Genomic DNA, 17,949 nt, shown 5'->3' with positions numbered 1-17,949 from the left:
GCGGTTAAGATTCTTAATCGATGAACCAGGAATATCCTCAACCCAGAAAAACGCATAGCCCGGCCAAGGGGATCACTGCGCTGATCTTCGGCGTAGCCTATGCGGCGTTTCTCCTGCTCCACCACCTGCTGCCCGCCAGAATGGGCATTGCGCTGCTTGTGGAGAGCATCCTGCCGTGGACGGGAGTCTTCCTGGCTCTCGTGCTGCTGATGTTCCTCATTCGCTTCTCGGTGCTCTCGGCAATCGGTTTTCTGGTGCCCACCGTGGTCTGGGCCTCGATGTTCGGATCCGCAGTGATACCTGCCGGCGACAGCGGCGAAGCCGATCTCACTGTCGCCACGCACAATGTCGGTGCCAGGCTGCCTGAGCCCACAGCGGCGGCGCAGAGCCTCATCGATGCCGACCCGGACATCGTCACGATTCAGGAGCTGGAGTCTCTGTCGGGCAAGATCATCCACAAGGAACTCGATTCCTCGTTCGATCATTCGCAGGTCGTCGACACGATCGGGGTCTGGTCGAAATGGCCGATGTCCGAACCCGAAGAGGTGGACCTGGGGCTGCAGTGGCCGCGCGCCTTCGCCACTACGGTGTCCACGGATCATGGCGACATCAGGTTCTACTCCGTGCACATGCCTTCGGTACGCCCCGGCCATGAGGCCATGCGCAATGCGGCGATCCGCAGATTGGCCACCGAGGTCGAAACCGATGGGGCCGAGCACGTCATCGTCGCTGGTGACTTCAACACCGCCACGACGGATACCAACTTCTCGACCCTCTCTCCTCCGCTGGAGGACACTCGGGTCGAAGCCGGCGGCGGCTTCGGCTTCACTTGGCCGGCTCGTTTCCCGGTCACCCGGCTCGACCATGTCCTCTACCGCGGGTTCGAAACCACCTCAGATGAAGTTCTCAGCCGCGGCTCGAGCGACCACCGTGCCGTCCTGGCCGGACTTGATCTGAAGTAGTCGCTTCAGCCGGTGCATTGGCCTGTCGGCTGCGGGGCTCGGCTTTGGGCACCAGCCTGTAGCTCATCGCTGATCTCCGCTCGGGTGAGGGCATATCCGGTCTCGTCGTCGGTGGCGGACCGGGCAAAGACCATTCCGACGACGTCTCCGTTGGCGTCAAGCAGCGGACCGCCCGAGTTTCCTTCGCGCACGATGCCGCGGACCGAATACACCTCGCGCACCACTGAATTCGAATCGTAGATGTCGAGGCCGCGGGCGTCGATCTTCTCACGCACTCGCGATGGCGAAATCGTATAGGGCCCGTTCTGTGGGAAGCCGGCGACCACGGAGTCATCTCCTGGCCCCAGCCCATTGCCGAAGTCCAGAGCGGGAGCATCGAGGTCTGGAACTCGCAGGACGGCCACGTCGGCTTCGGGATCGAATTCCACCACCTCGGCGGAATAGGGCCTGCCTTTGCCGCCGACTTGGACAGCGAGCTCGGTCGAACCGGCGACGACGTGAGCATTGGTGGCCACGAGTCCGTCGCTGTAGACGAAGCCCGAGCCTTCGGACCCTGCCGGGCAGGTGGTCGCGGCGGTCGTGATCTTGACGACCGATTCCTCGACACCACGGCCGACGTCGACCATCGCGGTATCGGGTTCGCCCACTCCGCGGATCTGTTCCGCCTGACCGGCGAAGACCTGCGGGAAGCCGGTGGCTTTGAGACCTTTGGAGATATCGCCCAGCGCGTTCTGTGAAGAGTACGGGATCGTCTGGTCGAAGGCGGCGATCACCGATGAGTCCGCAACCCACCGGTTCGGCTCAACCCACGGAGTGGTGCGGATGAAACCTGCCGCCAGCCAGATGACGAGGACATAGACGACTCCGGCGGTGACCGTGCCGCCGACCGAGTCAATGCCCTGCCCGAGTTCTGAGTCCATGGATCGTTTGATCCACACGCCGATCCCGTTGCCGGCAAAGGCGAACAGGACACTGAGGACGAGCGGCATCGATGCGAGGAGGATGACGACGCCGGGGTTCTCCATGGCCTGGGTGCCTTTGCTCAGGCTTTCGACCAGAGGTGAGAGCAGCCGGCCCACGATCCAGCCGACCACGAAACCGGCAGCCGTGCCGAGGCCGATGATGAAACCCTGACGGAACCCGGAGAAGAGCGCAGCGATCCCCAGGACGATGATGATGACGTCGACGAGTGCCACGGGAGTCAGCGGACCACGCTTCTCGAGGCTGCGAGAAGTCGATCGCGGGCGGAGGAGAACTTCTTCAGCTGGAAGCTTTCGATATCGCGTTCCTTCTGGCCGCCGACTCCTGCCAGGAGTCGCATCCGAGTTGTCGAGAGATCTCCGGAGGTGCGGATCATGGTGCGCATCTCTTCCTTGCCGCCGGGGAAGCTGTCGGCCCAGCGTTTGCCGAACTTACGGCCCTTCCATGTGGCCAGCATGTCGACCTCGGAATGGGTGAGCCATCCTGTGTTCGCGTAGTCACCGAGCATGTTCTGCGTGTGCAGGCGTTCGCTGCGGCGCAGGAGCAGCCCGAGAACAACCCACGAGGTCGTGAGGATGGTGCTGAGGATGATGAGACCGATGCTCGATGCAAACCCGTTGATCTGTCCCAGCGCGGTCATCGTGCCGTTCCACAGAGCGTGCAGAAGCATCCCGACCAACAGCCCGGGCAGCCACATCAGGATGATCGCCCACCATTGCCACTTGCGGGCGGCGAAGCCGATCGTCACACCCGCACAGGTGGAGAACGTCGTGTGCAGCATCGGTGAGAGCAGGCAACGGTGGATGAAAGTCCACAGAAGGTCCCCGCCGCTCTGTTCCCAGGCTCCGCCGAGGTAGAGGACGTTTTCGGTGAATGCGAAGCCCGCACCGATGAGGGCGCCGTAGACGAGTCCGTCGAGCGGGCCTTCGAAGTGGCGACGAGCCGCGAGAACGATGACGACGAGCAACACGGTCTTCGTCGTCTCCTCGACAATCGGGGCCTCGACGACGGCACCGTAGGCATCGGGCAGTGTCCCGACGCCGGCGACAAAGAGTGCGACCTGGCCGACGATGGAGAACACGAGTGTGAGGATGACGGCAGCGACGGCACCCCAGAGGAGGCAGAGTCCGAGGAGGATCTTCGGCTGGGGCTTCCAGCGATCGAGCCAGAGCACGTAGGCGATGATTCCGATCAGTGGAATCGCCGAGAGCGCGACCAAGGCGAAGAGCCTGAGGCCGAAGCTCAGTCCCCCGATGAGGGCGAGGATCAAGAGTCCGACGAACAGACCGACCACCGTGAGGATGGCGATGACCAGACGGACGATGTTAGCTGTCGACCCGGGCTCTTCCACCGGCTGAGATTGGCGCACAGCCCCGGTCCACGGAGTCTCCGAGACCACCTGCTGAGGCGCCTGCATATGTGCCCGGACCCGCATCTCCTGAGTCACGGTCGGCGCGAACCGCGCCTGCTCGTAGACCCGTCGCTGCATCGGCGGCTGGCCGTGCATCGGCGGTTGGTTCATCGGTGGCTGATTCACTGGACCGCCGAGGTGGGGGTTGCCCTGACCCCGGGAGGCAGGGTTCATCCCCGGCTGAGGAATCTCCCGAGGCGGCTGCTGCGGTCCGGGCCCCTGTGTCCCGGGGCCAGGCTGTTGCGGACGAGGCCGAAATCGGTCATTGTTCGGGCGCTGCATCGGTGGTCCCTGCTGCGGTGGACGCTGCTGCATCGGAGGTCCCTGCTGCATGGGAGGACGCTGCTGTGGAGGCATCTGCCCCTGCCCCTGCGTCGGCATCTGTCCTTGCTGCATCGGGGGCCCTTGGGGCGGCATTCCCTGCTGGGGCGAATCAGCAGGGTTCCGGGGGTCGGCGACCCGAGGCGGTTGCGCGCGCGGGGGCATGGGATTGCCCGGGTGCGCGTTCTGCTGCGAGTCGGGGCCGTTTCCGGGGCCCGCCTGATCCGACATATATCGTCCTTCTTCGTGTGGAGTACACCGCTGTGCCAAGTTTACGGTCCAATGCTGACGCCAGACCCAGAATGGTGTTGCCGTACCGCAACAGTCTCTGACTTTCGACGGCCGACTCACGTTCGCCGCCCTGTGGACGAATCACCACTCGCAGGACCAACTCGGCGAGGGACAGCCGCGAGAACATCGGTCGGCGCCCGATCGATCACAACGATACCTGCCGTGAACTGGGACGATGTAAACCAGCTGACTCGGCTGTCTGTCCACAGTCGTGCTGCAGTCGACATCGACTGATGTTCGTTTCCCTGTGGATACCGCGGGGTGAATTCACAGGCAGATTTTCTGCCCTGGTCAGACTCGACGCCTTCGCCGTGGAATCAGGGTATGACTACTCGCAGACGCTTCACACTCCGCTCAGCTCTCCTCTTCATGGTCCTGGCTCTGGCCTCACTCATCGGGCTCGGCCCGGCCATGGCCCAAGGACCACCAGCCTCGCTCGGCGAAGTGCCGATGCTCAAATCCAGCGAGGCCTATGGTCCCGGCATCTGGCATCACGCGCCGCAGGGCAAGACCTGGTACGGCTCCTACCGAACGTTCAAGGGCACGCAGGCGTACTGCATCGATGCCGGCAAGCAGTCGCCCCTTCCCAAATACTTCACGGATGCAAAACCGGAGAAGATCACCACGGCGCAGACGGCATGGGCGCTGCACGAGTACTCCGGGTCCAAGTCGGCCGCTGTGCAGGCCGCCCTGAGTGCGCTGGCGCGTCTGGATGAGACGATCCCACATGATCACAAGGTACCGCCGCAGAAGCCAGGCGATCTGGGGAAGAAGTTCAAGGGTGCGGCGAAGCAGTTCTCGAAGATCAGCGCCGAGGCGAAGAAGCTCGCGGGTCCGTATACCCTCGATGTCACCCTGGCCCCAGTCCTGGATATGCCGGTGCTCGAGCCGTATGGCAAGGATGCCCCCGGCGACGGTGATTTCGCACGAGTCGACGACAAGGATGACGATAAAGAGGTCCAGCTCCCCACAACTGGTGACCTCTCACTCTCGATGTCCCTGACCAGCGCCTCCGGCAACGCGGTGCCCGGCGTTCCCATCAAGCTCGACATCAGTGGAATCACGGACGCACCGACAACCCTGACCAGCGAGGCCGAACCAGTCATCACCGTCCTCAAGCCCGAGGCACCAGGCACTGTCACGGCCAAAGCTTCGGCCAGCCTCGCGCCAGAGACCGTCCTGCTCTACGAGCCCCAGAAGACCAAGCGGGTGCAGCGAGTGATCACCCCGGACGAACCAGTCGAGGTCTCTGCCCAGGCGAAGATCGATCTGGTCTCCCAACCTCGTGTGTCCACCGAAATCTCCGATCAGACTCCCGAGCCCGGCGATTCCATCACGGACACGTTCACGGTCTCTGGTCTGGTCGGTGACCACACGGTCACCGTCGAGCACGAGCTGTGGCAGACGGGCTCGACGCCCGAGCTCGGGAAGAAGAACGACGACGCCGAGGTGATCGCCGAGGTGACCTCGGAGAACGTCGGCAACGGTACACACCGATCAGAAGCGATCACAGTCCCTGAGGACTTTCACGGGTGGATGTACTTCACCGAAACGATTGCCGGTGACAAGTCCACGAAGGAATGGAAGGGCCGTCACGGTCAGCCCCGAGAAACCGGCTTTGTTCCGTGGGCTCCCAGCGCCGAGACGAAGGCAGTCCTCGATGTCACCTCCGTCCACGACGAAGTCACGGTCAACGGTCTGCGCCCGGGAGGTGAGGCAGTGATCACGATGACGGCCTATCACGCGGAGTCCGAGCCCGAACAGTCGAAGGACATCAGCGGAGAGGAGATCCACTCCCAGGACATCACCGTCATCGGGGACGAGAACGGCACTGCGACGGTGACTTCAGAGACCATCGACATGCCCGTCGGCTGGGTCACCTATGTGACCACGATCCAGGGCAATGACGATCACCTGACGTGGACGAGCGAATGGGGCATTCCCGCCGAAACCGTGCACAGGCCACCCGAGGACCCTTCCACTCCCCCGGCACCGCCAGAACCGACGCCACCGGAACAGCCCTCGACCCCGCCTGACGAGCCCACCACACCACCAGCGCCACCGGAGGCACCGACACCACCGGCACCTCCAGCCGAACCAGCACCACCGGAGGCACCAGAACCCCCGGTCGAACCGGTCGCTGACACACCTGCAGCCCCTACTCCACCGGCTCAGCTGCCGCGGACAGGAACTACGGGCAACGGAATGCTCATCGGTGCCGGAATCTTCCTCATCGGCCTCGGAGCCACAGCACTGATCATCACCGGCAGCCGTCGAAACAGAGAGTGAGGAGTAGAGAAGTGGCTCGGGGGACACACGTCCCCCGAGCCACTGCGTTGCTTCACTGCTGTCAGGCAGCAGCTCAGCTGTCGATCAGTCCTGAACCCACGTCTTCGCCCAGGCACGGGCACCGTTCATCATCAGGCCGACATCGGCTCCGACGAGGACGAACGAGGCACCCGCGTCGAGATACTTCCGAGCCTGATCGGGGTCGAAGGCATTGACGCCGACGAGTTTGCCGGCTGCCTTGACCGCCTCGAAGGTCCGCAGCACCGCATCAGTGACATCCGGGTGCGTCTGCTGCCCGAGGAGACCCATCGATGCCGCCAGGTCCGAGGGCCCGACGAATACCGCGTCGACACCGTCGACCGCAGCGATCTCGGCCGCGTTGTCGACTGCGGTGGCCGACTCGATCTGGATCGTCAGTGACACGAACTCCTCGGCCCGAGCCAGGTAGTTCGGAACCGCGTTCCACCGGGAGGCCCGAGCCAGGGCCGATCCCACCCCGCGCACACCGCGAGGTGGGTAGTACACGGAACGCACGGCCGCCTCGGCGTCGGCAGGGGTATCGATCATCGGCACGAGGAGGTTCTGCGCGCCGAGGTCGAGGTACTGCTTGATGAGTACCTGGTCGTTGACGGGCACCCGCACGACAGGGGTCGCGGGGTATCCGTTCATCGCCTGGAGCAGGCTGGTCGTGATCTGCAGGTCGATTGGCGAATGTTCGGCGTCAATGAGTACCCACTGCATCCCCGAGGCTGCGGCGATCTCCGCGGCCACGGGCGAGCCGGAGCAGACCCACATGCCGGCCAGATGCTCCCCCGCACCCAACTTCGCCACGCGCTGGGTGAGAGTCTGCGGCAGATCTACTTGAAACGGCATGTGATGACTCCCAGATCTCCGTAATCGGCGTGGACGGTATCGCCCGGGCTGACCCACATGGGGCGGGTGAAGGACCCGGCCAGAACGGTCTCCCCGGCCTGCAGGACATCGCCGTGTTCGGCGAGCTTGTTCGCCAACCACACGATGCCGCGGGCCGGGTGGTCGAGGACTGCCGCGGAAAGCCCGGAATCCTCGATCGACTCATTGCGGTAGAGCAGCGCGCCAACACGGCGCAGATCAACTGCGTCGACTGCCACCGGACGTCCGCCGAGGACCATGGCCCCCAGCGCAGCGTTGTCCGAGATCGTGTCGACGATGGTCCGGCCTTCCATCTCGATCCGTGAGGACAGCACCTCGAGCGCCGGCACCACGTACTCGGTGGCGCGCAGGACGTCGATGAGGCTGATGTCGGGCCCACGCAGCTCGTCCTTCAGCACAAAGGCCAGTTCGACCTCGACGCGCACGCCCGAATACTGCGAGTGGTCGATGACCGAACCGGTGTCATAGACCTGGTCGGCGAAGATCGCCCCGTAGTCGGGTTCGCTGATCCCCGTCGCCTGCTGCATCGGCTTCGAGGTCAGGCCGATCTTATGGCCGATCAGCCTGCGACCCGATGCCTCACCTCGGCGCCGCCATTCGTTCTGCACCGCGTAGGAGTCCTCGACGGTCATATCGGGGTACTTGGTCGTGAGCAGACCGATCTTCGTCCGGTCCTTCTCCGCTTGCGCCAGATCGTCGGCGATGGCCGCGATCGTTGTCTCATCGAGCATGTGCACGTCTCCTCAGAGCTGGTGGCCCAGTTTGAACTCGTCTTCTCCGTCGTCAGCACCCGAATGTGCCCCGAAGTCGCTTTCGGCATCCTCACGGCGGGTGTAGGAGAACCCGTCGGCGCCGATCGTGACGTCCATTTCGGAGTCGTCGGTGCGCTGCGTCAGCGCCACCGGGTTGCCCTCGAGGTCGAGGACCGTGGAGGCGTCGGTGTACCAGGACGGAACGACCGGGTTGCCCCACCAGTCACGACGCTGGTTGTCGTGGACGTCCCAGGTCACGCGTGGGTTGTCGGGGTCGCCGGTGTAGTAGTCCTGCGTGTAGATCTCGATCCGGTGACCGTCGGGGTCGCGCAGATAGAGGTAGAAGGCGTTCGAGACGCCGTGGCGGCCCGGTCCGCGTTCGATCGCGTCGGAGAGGCGCAGCGCACCGAGCTTGTCGCAGATGGCGAGGATGTTGTGCTTCTCGTGCGTGGCGAAGGCGACGTGGTGCATGCGCGGTCCGTCGCCGCCGGTCATCGCGGTGTCGTGCACTGTGGGCTTGCGGCGCATCCACGCCGCGTAGACGGTGCCCTCGTCGTCCTGGATGTCCTCGGTGACGCGGAAGCCCAGGTTCTCCATGTAGTTCACGGCCTTCGGCACGTCCGGGGTGACCTGGTTGAAGTGGTCGATGCGCACGAGTGCACCTGGGGAGTAGAGGTCGTAGCGCCAGGCCAGACGTTCGACATGGTCGACCTCGTAGAAGAACTCATAGGGGAAGCCGAGGGGATCCTGCACGCGCACCGAATCACCGATACCGGCGACGAATCCTTCCTTCTTCCGCACAACCGGGCAGCCGAGCTCACGGTAGTAGGCCTCGGCGGCGTCGACGTCTTCGGGGCTGCGCACGCGGTAGGAAAATGCGGCCACCGCGGCAACCGGACCCTGGCGGAGGATCAGGTTGTGGTGGATGAACTCCTCCATCGACCGCAGGTATACGGTGTTCTCGTCTTCTTCGGTGACCTGGAGGTCGAGCACGTCGACGTAGAAGTCACGCGACTTCTTCAGATCGGTGACGACGAGCTCCATGTAGGCGCATCGCAGAATGTCGGGTGCCGGAACTGATGGGACTGGAATGGTTTGGGACATGTGTTTTCCTCTCACTGCTTCCCGAAGACTGGATTGTGGACCTCGCCGAGGTTGATGTGCACGGACTGCTGCTCCGTGTAGAAGTCGATCGACCGGTAGCCGCCCTCGTGACCGAGGCCCGATGCCTTGACACCGCCGAAGGGGGTGCGCAGGTCGCGCACGTTGTTCGAGTTCAGCCACACCATTCCGGATTCGACTGCCTGCGAGAAGTTGTGCGCCCGCTTGAGGTCTGAGGTCCAGATGTAGGCGGCCAGACCGTACTTCGTGTTGTTGGCCAGCTGGAGTGCCTCTTCGTCTGATTTGAAGGGTGTGATCGCGACGACGGGGCCGAAGATCTCCTCCTGGAAGATCCGCGCATCCGGTGCGACGTCGGCGAACACGGTCGGCTCCACGAAGTTGCCGGTGTCGAAGCCTGCGGGACGACCTCCGCCGGCGACGAGGCGAGCTTCCTGCTTGCCGATTTCGACGTAGGACATGACCTTGTCGTAGTGCTCGGGGTGAACCAGTGCGGCCACCTCGGTGCTGGGATCCGAAGGCAGACCCACCTTCACGCGCTTGGCCTGAGCGGCGTAGCGTTCGACGAATTCGTCGTAGACGGACTCTTCGACGAGGATGCGCGAACCGGCGGTGCAGCGTTCGCCGTTGAGGGAGAAGACGCCGAAGACCGTGGCGTTGATCGCCGCGTCGAGGTCGGCATCGGCGAAGACGACGGCAGGTGACTTGCCGCCGAGCTCCATCGACAGGCCCTTGAGCCAGGGAGCGGCGTTGGCGAAGATCGTCTGACCAGTCGTCGACTCACCGGTGAAGGAGATCAACGGGACGTCGGGGTGCTTGACCAGTGAGTCTCCGGCGAAGCCCTCCTCGCCGTAGCCGTTGACCATGTTGAACACGCCCTTGGGCAGTCCGGCCTCTTCGAAGATGCCCGGCCACAGCGAGGCCGAGAGCGGGGTGAACTCGGCAGGCTTGAGCACGACGGCGTTGCCGGTCGCGATCGCCGGAGCCAGCTTCCACGACTCGAGCATGAACGGCGTGTTCCACGGGGTGATGAGTCCGGCGACGCCGATGGGCTTGCGGTTGACGTAGTTGGCCTGACGGCCGGGAACCTTAAAAGCGTCATCGACCTGGGCGACGATGAGGTCGGCGAAGAAGCGGAAGTTCTCCGCGGCACGGTTGGCCTGGCCCTTCGCCTGCGTGATCGGCAGACCGGAGTCGAAGGACTCCATCTCGGCGAGTTCCTGGCTGCGGGTCTCGGCGATGTCGGCGATCTTGTTGAGCACGCGGGCACGCTCACGTGGGAGCATCGTGGGCCATGGGCCTTCGTCGAATGCCTGCTTCGCCGAGGCGACGGCGGCGTCGATGTCGGCCTTCTTACCCGAGGCGGCCTTGATGTAGGGCTCGTTGGTCACCGGGTTGATGACGTCGAACTCCTCACCGTCGATCGAATCGACGAATTCGCCGTTGATGTAGTGACGGATCTTCTCCGGCAGGTTCGCTGGAGCTGCAGTGGACTCGGTCATGACTTGTCCTCTTCTCTGTCGATGATTCCTGTGCTTGCAGGGGTCTCGGTGGTTTTGGCTTGGGATTCTTGGTAGCTGGCCAGGGTCGTTGAGCGGTGATTTCTCACGACCCGTTCGATCTCCTCCGCCGAGGCGCGGGCTCGGATGAGTGCGACGATCCTGGCGTGCTCATCGACCGATCCGCGTGCCCGTTCGGGCACGAAGGAAAAGGTCGAGTTGCGCAGGTGGGCCAGGCGGTCCCATTCGACGGCAACCAGGGAGTGCAGTCGTTCGTTCGGGCACCGGCGGAACAGTGCCGCGTGGAATTCGTGGTTGAGCCGGGTGAACTCGGTGGGGTCGAAGTCGGTGAGCAGATCGCGCATGCGCTCATTGATCTCATCCGCCTCGGCGAGGTCATGCTCGTCCAGGAACTCCAGCGCCTGCGCGGTCGCGGCTCCCTCGAGGATCGCCACGGCCTCCATCGACTGTGCGTAGGAACTCTGGTCGACCATGGCCACGCGGGCTCCGACATTGCGTTCGAAGGTGACGAGTCCGTCTGCTTCGAGACGGCGGATGGCCTCCCTGACTGGGACGACGGAGGTGTCGAGCTCGAGGGCGATCTGAGCCAGCACCAGTTTGTGCCCGGGTTCGAAGGTCTGATCCGCGATGCACTTTCGGATCCAGCGGTAAGCCGTCTCCGCCTTGCTCAGCGAACTCGACCCCAGCGCCGCGTCGACTGTTCCAGCCGAGGTCATCGCGCGGCTTTCCACGCGTCGAACTTCTCTTTCCATTCGCCCTTGGGCGGGAACAGGGACTCGATCGGATTGCCGGCAGCGACCTGTTCGGCCACCCAGCCGTCTTCGATCTCCTTGGCCAGCGCAGCATCGACGACTTCCTCGACGAGGTCACGTGGGATGACGATGACTCCGTCGTCGTCTCCGACGATCACATCACCGGGCAGAACAGTCGCGTTCCCGCAGGCCACGGCCACGTCCGATTCCCACGGAACATGCTTGCGGCCGAGCACGGCAGGGTTCTTCGCCGTCGCGAAAACGGGAAGGATGCCGGCCACCTCGGCGGAGTCGCGGACTCCCCCATCGGTGATGACGCCGGTCGCGCCCTGAGCCTTGGCCCGCAGTGCGAGCACGTCTCCCAGAGTTCCCGAGCCGGCTTCGCCGCGGGCTTCTATGACGACGACCTCACCGGAGCGCAGGGAGTCGAACGCCCGCTTCTGGGCGTTGTACCCGCCGCCGTGGGACTTGAACAGGTCCTCACGGTTGGGCACGAAGCGCAGTGTCTTCGCCGTGCCGACGACCTTGCTGCCGGGAACGAGAGGCGAGACGCCTTCGATGACGACGTTGTTGAGTCCGCGCCCGCGCAGTTGCGCGGAGAGACCAGCTGTCGGAGCCTCGGTGAGCTTGGCTCGCAGGTCTTCGTTCAACGAGTTGTCGGCAGATTCCTCCGGTGCCAGACCGGCTTCCTCCCGCGATCCCCAGGCATCGGCCTGCAGAGCTTCGGTCACGGCCGGTGTGCTGCCCAGCTTCGGATCGAATTCGCCCGAACCCTCGACGACGTTTGTGACGAGGCGACCCGAGCTCAGTTCCGCTCCGGTGCTCGCCGAGGTGGCGCTGACCTCGACCTCGACCGTGTCCCCGGGAGCGACGACACTCGATCCTGCGGGGGTGCCGGTGAGGATGACGTCACCGGGTTCCAAGGTCATGTGCTGGCTGAGATCGGCGACGATCTGGGTCAGGGGGAAGATCAGCTGCGCGGCACTCGTGCCGTCGTCCTGCTTGATCTCGCCGTTGACCCAGGTGCGGATGCGCAGTGCCTGAGGGTCAGCCTCGGCGGCGGGGATGATGTTGGGACCCATCGGCGTGTAGCCGTCGCGGCTCTTCGAGCGCAGATTCGACCCCTTGTCGGGGGCCTTGATGTCGTAGAGGCCGAAGTCGTTGGATGCGGTCACGCCCTCGACATATGACCAGGCCTCTTCGGCGCTGACCGAGCGTGCCGCGGTGCCGATGACGATGGCGATCTCACCTTCGAAGGCGAGCAGCGAGGTTCCGGCCGGACGTTCGATCGCATCTCCCGATGCGGCCAGGGAGCTGGTGGCCTTGAGGAAGTAGGACGGCTGGGCCGGCCGCTTGCCACGCTGAGCAGAACGTGACTCGTAGGCCACATGGACGGCAATGATCTTGCCCGGACGGACTGGAAGACCAGCTGGAGTCGACATCGATCTCACACCTCATTTCGATTGGCTTTCACCCAGATCGTATATGATACGGTTCCGGAGAACAAGTAGTCCGCGTCACATGATTGAGGTCACGTCAGCCTTCCAGCGCTGCGATCTCTGCCCCATGTGACGACAGCGCTAACGCAGCAGTCTCAATGCGACACAGGAGTCATAGTGAGTAAACAGCACACCCAAGGCAGGGTGGCATTCGCGACCGTCGTCGGCACCAGCATCGAGTGGTATGACTACTTCCTCTATGCGGCGGCCTCGGGGCTGATCTTCAACCAGCTCTTCTTCGGACCCCTGGGTTCGACGCTGTCGACCATGGTCGCCTTCGCCACCGTGGGCATCAGCTTCCTGTTTCGCCCCCTGGGCGCCTTCCTCGCCGGCCACTACGGTGACAAGCTGGGGCGCCGAGTCGTCCTCATCATCACCCTCATCGCGATGGGTGCAGCCACAGCCCTGATCGGCTTCCTGCCGACCTACGAGTCGATCGGAATCGCAGCACCCCTCCTCCTCATCCTCCTGCGCATCATCCAGGGCATCTCGGCCGGCGGCGAATGGGGCGGAGCCGTTCTCCTGGCCGTCGAGCACGCGGAGGTCAAGCACCGCGGACTGCGCGGATCCTTCCCACAGATCGGCGTCTCCATCGGCCTCATCCTCTCCTCCGGCGTGCTCGCGCTGATGACGGCGATCGCTCCCGGCGACGCCTTCCTCGAGTGGGGCTGGCGAGTGCCGTTCTTCCTCTCGATCCTGCTCGTCGCGGTCGGATACTGGATTCGCCGCGGCGTCGAGGAGTCCCCCGTCTTCCACGAGATCGCCGAGCGCAAGGAGCAGGTGGCCAACCCGCTGGGCAAGCTCTTCAAGAGCCACTGGCTCCTCGTCATCCTGGCCTCACTGGTCTTCGTGGGCAACAACGCCGCCGGCTACATGACCACCGGCGGCTACATCCAGAACTACGCCACGGACCCCGCCGGCCCGGTCGGCCTCGAGCGCGGTCCGGTGCTCTGGGCAGTCTCCGCCTCCGCTGTGTCATGGCTGATCTTCACGATCATCGCCGGTGCGGTGTCGGACAAGATCGGGCGGAAGAACACCTACCTGCTGGGCTGGATGCTGCTGCTCATCGGCATCTTCTCCCTCTTCCCCCTGGTCAACACCGGCAGCATCTGGATGCTGTTCCTCGGCCTGGTCGTCCTGACTGTCGGGCTCGGGTTCACCTACGGACAGCAGCCGTCGATGTATGCCGAGATCTTCCCCTCCAGCGTGCGCTTCTCGGGGGTTTCGGTGTCCTATGCGATCGGGTCGATCCTCGGCGGTGCCTTCGCACCGACGATTGCGAAAGCCCTGGTGTCGGCCACCGGCACGACCACCTCGGTGGCCATCTACCTGGCGATCGTCACGCTCATCTCATTGGCCGCCACCCTGGCCCTGCGCGACCGTTCAGGCATCCCTCTCGGACCCGCTCACGAGGAGGAACAGTCCGTGAGCCCGATCATAGGCGTGCGGTCATGATGACCTGAGTAACGCTAGATCGTATATGAACTGCTAACATTGAGAAGTCACGAAGACGTGTGATGAACCGGAGGTTGACATGCATTTTCACCAGCACGGCTATGTGTCCGCAGACCCGCGGATCGAAGCCGCAGCAGGTTACGGAATCGATCGTCCAGCTGATCTGCCCGACGAGGTCGATGTCCTCATCGTCGGCAGCGGCCCGGCAGGGATGGTCGCCGCAGCCCAACTGTCACAGTACCCAGGGGTGAACACCCGACTCATCGAGAAGCGGGACTCGCGCCTGGTCATCGGACAGGCCGATGGCATCCAGGCGCGCTCGGTCGAGACGTTCCAGGCGTTCGGATTCGCCGAGGAGATCATCCGCGAGGGCTATCACATCATCGACATGTCCTTCTGGAACCCGGACCCGGCGAATCCCGAGCACATCATCCGCACGGGACGGCCGAAGGATGATGAGACCGGAATCAGCGAGTTCCCGCACCTCATCGTCAACCAGGCTCGCGTCCTCGACTATTTCGCCCAGTTCGCCAAGCAGTCCCCCGGGCGCATCGAGCCCGATTACGGCATCGAGTTCGTCGATCTCACGATCGACGAGGACTCTGCGTCGAAGCATCCTGTCAGCGTCACCGTCCGCTATACCGCCGGCGAGCGCGCGGGTGAGGAACGCACCGTTCGCGCCGGTTATGTCGTCGGCTGCGACGGTGCCCGTTCGGGCGTGCGCAAGTCGATCGGTCGCACGATGACCGGTGATCAGGCCAATCACGCTTGGGGCGTCATGGACGTGCTCGCGAATTCCGACTTCCCCGATATCCGCAATAAGTGCGCCATTTCCTCCAAACACGGCAACATCCTTCACATCCCCCGCGAAGGCGGGCACCTGTTCCGCATGTACGTCGACCTCGGCGAGGTACCTGAGGACGACGCACGCAAGGTGCGGCAGACGAGCGTCGACGAGATCATCGATCGCACAAACGCCATCATCAAGCCCTACAGCATCGATGTGAAGAACGTCGCCTGGCACAGCGTCTACGAGGTCGGGCACCGGCTCACCGACGCCTTCGACGACACCGATGACATCACTCCCGGATCACCATGCCCACGCGTGTTCATCACCGGCGACGCCTGCCACACGCACTCGGCGAAGGCCGGTCAGGGCATGAACGTGTCGATGCAGGACGGGTTCAACATCTCCTGGAAGCTCGGTCAGGTGCTGTCCGGACGCTCCTCGCAGGAGCTGCTGCGGACCTACTCCGCAGAGCGTCAGGTCACGGCGAAGAACCTCATCGACTTCGACAAGGAATGGTCGACGCTGATGGCCACTCCGCAGGAGCAGCTGCCGGACGAGACCTACCTGCAGGACTTCTACGTCAAGACAGCTGAGTTCCCCGCCGGGTTCATGACCGAGTACACCGAGTCGATGATCACTGCATCCACCGCACACCAGGAGCTGGCCACCGGCTTCCCCGTGGGCAAACGGTTCAAGTCGGCCAGGGTTCAGCGCAACTGCGACGCCAACTACATCCACCTCGGCCATCGGGCGCGTGCAGACGGCCGCTGGCGCGTCTATGTCTTCGCCGATGCTCCGGCACCGACCGATGCCACCTCGTCCAAGGTCACCGAGCTGGCCGACTGGCTCAACGCCGACCCGGCCTCGCCGTTGGTCAAGTACCGCCGTGCAGGCGAGGACCTTGACAGTCTCCTCGAACTCAGCGTCGTCTACCAGCAGGGTCACACCGAGTTCTCCTTCCCCGATGTGCCGACAGTCTTCCGTCCGCACGTGGGCGAGTTCGACCTTGAGTATGTGGAGAAGATCTACGCAACTCTCGACGGTGAGGACATCTTCGAGGAGCGCGGCATCAGCCGTGACGGCGCTGTGGTCGTGGTCCGTCCCGATCAGTACGTCTCGGGCATCTTCCCCTTGGATGCCCATGACGAGATCGGCAGCTTCTTTGACGGAGTGTTCGTCTCCGAACGGTGACTCGTAGGTCCTAGTGACTGGTCTGTTCTAGTGACGAGTCGGATCCATTGACGCCGACGTCTCTACAGTGTGGGAATGCCTCACCTGAAGAGACGTCGGCGTTGTCGTTGGGCGAGGAGTCCGCTGATGCCGGCGACGATCAACGTGATGCTCCCCAGCGCCCAGAAGCTCACTCCCGCCGCCGGAAACCCGATGATGTTGGCGCTGATCGATTCTCCGGACGCCGTTTCGCCTCTCCACCGGACGGCCGGCGGGTACGTCAGGATTCCGACCAACATAGGGTACAGGCCGACGCCGAAGGCCACGACGACCGCTGACCACCACGCCGGTGGTTCCATGGTCAGTCCGACTGCCGCACTGAGGATGACTGCAGTCCACGCAAGCAGAATACCGGGGCCCATATCAACGAGTTCGGTTGTGTTGAAACCCAGGGATGTGAGTGTCACACCCTCTTCGTCCGTCGCCTGGTTGTCCATGATCGGCACCCAGATCATGACGATCCAGGAGGCCAAACTCATCAGCGGCAGCAGACGCGCAGCGTTTTCAGCCAAAGTTCGTTGCTGGCGGGCGACGAGCCGGCTGTGGGTGTCTTGGCGGATACGTTCAGCCGACCACTGACGTTTAAGCAACTGCTGACGTTCAGCCGACCGCTGACATTCTCCGATGAGGCCGCAGATCCCCGCGGCGATCAGGGCCAAGCCCCCGACCGCCCATAATGCGGCTCCCCAGGCAGGAGAAGCGACTTCCATCCCGCCGATCCACCGTCCGCTGCTGTCCTGGCCATCCCACATCAGTGACGGAGGCTCGGCCATCAAGTTGATCAGCAAGGCCAGGACTGCGACGCCGAGACAGACCGTGACCCACGCCCAGATCCGCAGACGGTCGACGAGCCATGCCGAGATCACACAGGCGAGCAGGCAGCTCCAGATGATGACGAATTTGGGATCGAGGTCGCTGAGGTCGCGCGGAACATCACCCAACGAGGTGACGACGATCCTCATGGACTCTTTGGTGTGCAGACTGTTGAGCGAGCTGTCGAGGACCGGTACCCAAAGCGTGATCACCCACGCGCACAGCGCCAGAATCGGCAACAGCCTCGCAACGATTCGGGCCTTCCGCCCATCTGGTCGTTGGCGTGGGCGACTCTTTGCAGTCTTGCGCGCAATCACGGCTGTCGCCTCGGACGAGATCTGTCAGCAGACCATCCGACTCTCCCCGCTGCGCCAAGCGCCAAAGCTCCCACCAAACTTATGAAGAACCCGAAGTCGGGAAGTGCGACTTCCATGCCACCTGTCGGCATTCCGTCAGCAGTCTGGCCGTCCCACATCAGAGACGGCGGGTTGAGAGCGGCGACGACGAGAATGATGATGAGGAATACGGCCATGACCATCGCTGCACCGGACCACCAGCGCGAGATCCCGAAGAGCAGAGGCAGGATCGAGAAGACGACCACTAACAGCCAGACTGCGAAGAATCCCGGAACAGCAGTCGGCTGATCAAACGGGGTCTCCCCCAGCGACGTGATCCTGATCCTCGGCCCGTCATCGTTGCCGCTGTCGAGGATGGGCACGAAGATCGTGATCACCCACGCGGCGACAGTGGCCAGTGGCAGGAGACTCGCGATCCGGCGCAGGCGCCTTGTTCGGTCGGAGGGTCCATGAGAGCTGCCATCGTCAACGTTCATACTCAGAATCTTGAGGCAGA

The 17,949-nt window shown here is 63.6% G+C and carries 14 protein-coding genes; 4 read left to right on the top strand and 10 right to left on the bottom strand.

Translation table 11 applies throughout. The annotated features are described in order from the left end of the window. Nucleotides 1-20: 20 nt before the first annotated feature. Nucleotides 21-962, top strand: coding sequence for an endonuclease/exonuclease/phosphatase family protein (locus LQ788_RS04715; RefSeq protein WP_231445604.1), 942 nt, complete (start codon nt 21-23; stop codon nt 960-962). A 5-nt stretch (nt 963-967) separates the two neighbouring features. Here the strand turns inward: LQ788_RS04715 and LQ788_RS04710 are convergent, their stop codons facing one another. Next, entirely contained in the window at nt 968-2,158 is a 1,191-nt protein-coding gene (locus tag LQ788_RS04710) for a MarP family serine protease (RefSeq protein ID WP_231445603.1), read from the bottom strand. 5 nt (nt 2,159-2,163) lie between these two features. Next, nucleotides 2,164-3,906, bottom strand: coding sequence for a PrsW family intramembrane metalloprotease (locus LQ788_RS04705; protein WP_231445602.1), 1,743 nt, complete (start codon nt 3,904-3,906; stop codon nt 2,164-2,166). A gap of 384 nt (nt 3,907-4,290) precedes the next feature. Between LQ788_RS04705 and LQ788_RS04700 the strand changes: the two genes are divergently transcribed. Next, a complete protein-coding gene (locus LQ788_RS04700) occupies nt 4,291-6,255 on the top strand; it encodes an LPXTG cell wall anchor domain-containing protein (protein ID WP_231445601.1) in 1,965 nt (654 codons plus the stop codon). An 84-nt stretch (nt 6,256-6,339) separates the two neighbouring features. Here the strand turns inward: LQ788_RS04700 and LQ788_RS04695 are convergent, their stop codons facing one another. From LQ788_RS04695 to LQ788_RS04670, 6 genes are read right to left on the bottom strand one after another with little or no spacing between them, the layout of a single operon-like run. Next, on the bottom strand, nt 6,340-7,128 hold the full coding sequence (locus tag LQ788_RS04695) for an HpcH/HpaI aldolase family protein (protein WP_231445600.1): 789 nt from the start codon (nt 7,126-7,128) through the stop codon (nt 6,340-6,342). Further along, a complete protein-coding gene (locus LQ788_RS04690) occupies nt 7,113-7,898 on the bottom strand; it encodes a fumarylacetoacetate hydrolase family protein (RefSeq protein ID WP_231445599.1) in 786 nt (261 codons plus the stop codon). Before LQ788_RS04690 ends, LQ788_RS04695 begins: the two co-directional genes overlap by 16 nt. 12 nt (nt 7,899-7,910) lie before the next feature. Next, a complete protein-coding gene (gene hpaD, locus LQ788_RS04685) occupies nt 7,911-9,023 on the bottom strand; it encodes a 3,4-dihydroxyphenylacetate 2,3-dioxygenase (RefSeq protein ID WP_231445598.1) in 1,113 nt (370 codons plus the stop codon). A gap of 11 nt (nt 9,024-9,034) precedes the next feature. Continuing rightward, on the bottom strand, nt 9,035-10,540 hold the full coding sequence (gene hpaE / locus LQ788_RS04680; RefSeq protein ID WP_231445597.1) for a 5-carboxymethyl-2-hydroxymuconate semialdehyde dehydrogenase: 1,506 nt from the start codon (nt 10,538-10,540) through the stop codon (nt 9,035-9,037). Then, nucleotides 10,537-11,274, bottom strand: a complete 738-nt coding sequence (locus LQ788_RS04675; protein ID WP_231447321.1) for a GntR family transcriptional regulator — start codon at nt 11,272-11,274, stop codon at nt 10,537-10,539. Before LQ788_RS04675 ends, hpaE begins: the two co-directional genes overlap by 4 nt. Beyond that, nucleotides 11,271-12,752 (bottom strand): fumarylacetoacetate hydrolase family protein, encoded by a 1,482-nt coding sequence (locus tag LQ788_RS04670; RefSeq protein WP_231445596.1) that lies wholly within the window; start codon nt 12,750-12,752, stop codon nt 11,271-11,273. Before LQ788_RS04670 ends, LQ788_RS04675 begins: the two co-directional genes overlap by 4 nt. A gap of 174 nt (nt 12,753-12,926) precedes the next feature. Here LQ788_RS04670 and LQ788_RS04665 point away from each other — a divergent pair, with 174 nt between their 5' ends. Next, nucleotides 12,927-14,264, top strand: coding sequence for an MFS transporter (locus tag LQ788_RS04665; protein ID WP_231445595.1), 1,338 nt, complete (start codon nt 12,927-12,929; stop codon nt 14,262-14,264). 79 nt (nt 14,265-14,343) lie between these two features. Then, nucleotides 14,344-16,245: an FAD-binding monooxygenase gene (locus tag LQ788_RS04660; RefSeq protein ID WP_231445594.1), complete on the top strand. Its 1,902-nt coding sequence runs from the start codon at nt 14,344-14,346 to the stop codon at nt 16,243-16,245. A gap of 80 nt (nt 16,246-16,325) precedes the next feature. Here LQ788_RS04660 and LQ788_RS04655 read toward each other — a convergent pair whose 3' ends face one another. Together LQ788_RS04655 and LQ788_RS04650 are read right to left on the bottom strand one after the other, a co-directional pair. Further along, the gene (locus tag LQ788_RS04655) at nt 16,326-17,246 is read right to left on the bottom strand and encodes a hypothetical protein (protein ID WP_231445593.1); all 921 of its coding nucleotides are present in this window, start codon (nt 17,244-17,246) and stop codon (nt 16,326-16,328) included. Between the two features lie 164 nt (nt 17,247-17,410). Next, complete coding sequence (locus tag LQ788_RS04650) at nt 17,411-17,929, bottom strand: hypothetical protein (RefSeq protein WP_231445592.1); 519 nt, start codon at nt 17,927-17,929, stop codon at nt 17,411-17,413. Between the last annotated feature and the right edge of the window lie 20 nt (nt 17,930-17,949).

Origin of the sequence: Brevibacterium zhoupengii (genome assembly GCF_021117425.1) — a bacterium.
GTDB classification, from domain to species: Bacteria; Actinomycetota; Actinomycetes; order Actinomycetales; family Brevibacteriaceae; genus Brevibacterium; species Brevibacterium zhoupengii.
This window is presented reverse-complemented; position numbering and strand designations above follow the sequence as displayed.

Coding starts and splice junctions, on each gene's coding strand:
- LQ788_RS04715 (WP_231445604.1), top strand. CDS start 21: ATGAACCAGGAATATCCTCAACCCAGAAAAACGCATAGCCCGGCCAAG.
- LQ788_RS04705 (WP_231445602.1), bottom strand. CDS start 3,906: ATGTCGGATCAGGCGGGCCCCGGAAACGGCCCCGACTCGCAGCAGAAC.
- LQ788_RS04700 (WP_231445601.1), top strand. CDS start 4,291: ATGACTACTCGCAGACGCTTCACACTCCGCTCAGCTCTCCTCTTCATG.
- LQ788_RS04695 (WP_231445600.1), bottom strand. CDS start 7,128: ATGCCGTTTCAAGTAGATCTGCCGCAGACTCTCACCCAGCGCGTGGCG.
- LQ788_RS04690 (WP_231445599.1), bottom strand. CDS start 7,898: ATGCTCGATGAGACAACGATCGCGGCCATCGCCGACGATCTGGCGCAA.
- hpaD (WP_231445598.1), bottom strand. CDS start 9,023: ATGTCCCAAACCATTCCAGTCCCATCAGTTCCGGCACCCGACATTCTG.
- hpaE (WP_231445597.1), bottom strand. CDS start 10,540: ATGACCGAGTCCACTGCAGCTCCAGCGAACCTGCCGGAGAAGATCCGT.
- LQ788_RS04675 (WP_231447321.1), bottom strand. CDS start 11,274: ATGACCTCGGCTGGAACAGTCGACGCGGCGCTGGGGTCGAGTTCGCTG.
- LQ788_RS04670 (WP_231445596.1), bottom strand. CDS start 12,752: ATGTCGACTCCAGCTGGTCTTCCAGTCCGTCCGGGCAAGATCATTGCC.
- LQ788_RS04660 (WP_231445594.1), top strand. CDS start 14,344: ATGCATTTTCACCAGCACGGCTATGTGTCCGCAGACCCGCGGATCGAA.
- LQ788_RS04655 (WP_231445593.1), bottom strand. CDS start 17,246: ATGAGGATCGTCGTCACCTCGTTGGGTGATGTTCCGCGCGACCTCAGC.
- LQ788_RS04650 (WP_231445592.1), bottom strand. CDS start 17,929: ATGAACGTTGACGATGGCAGCTCTCATGGACCCTCCGACCGAACAAGG.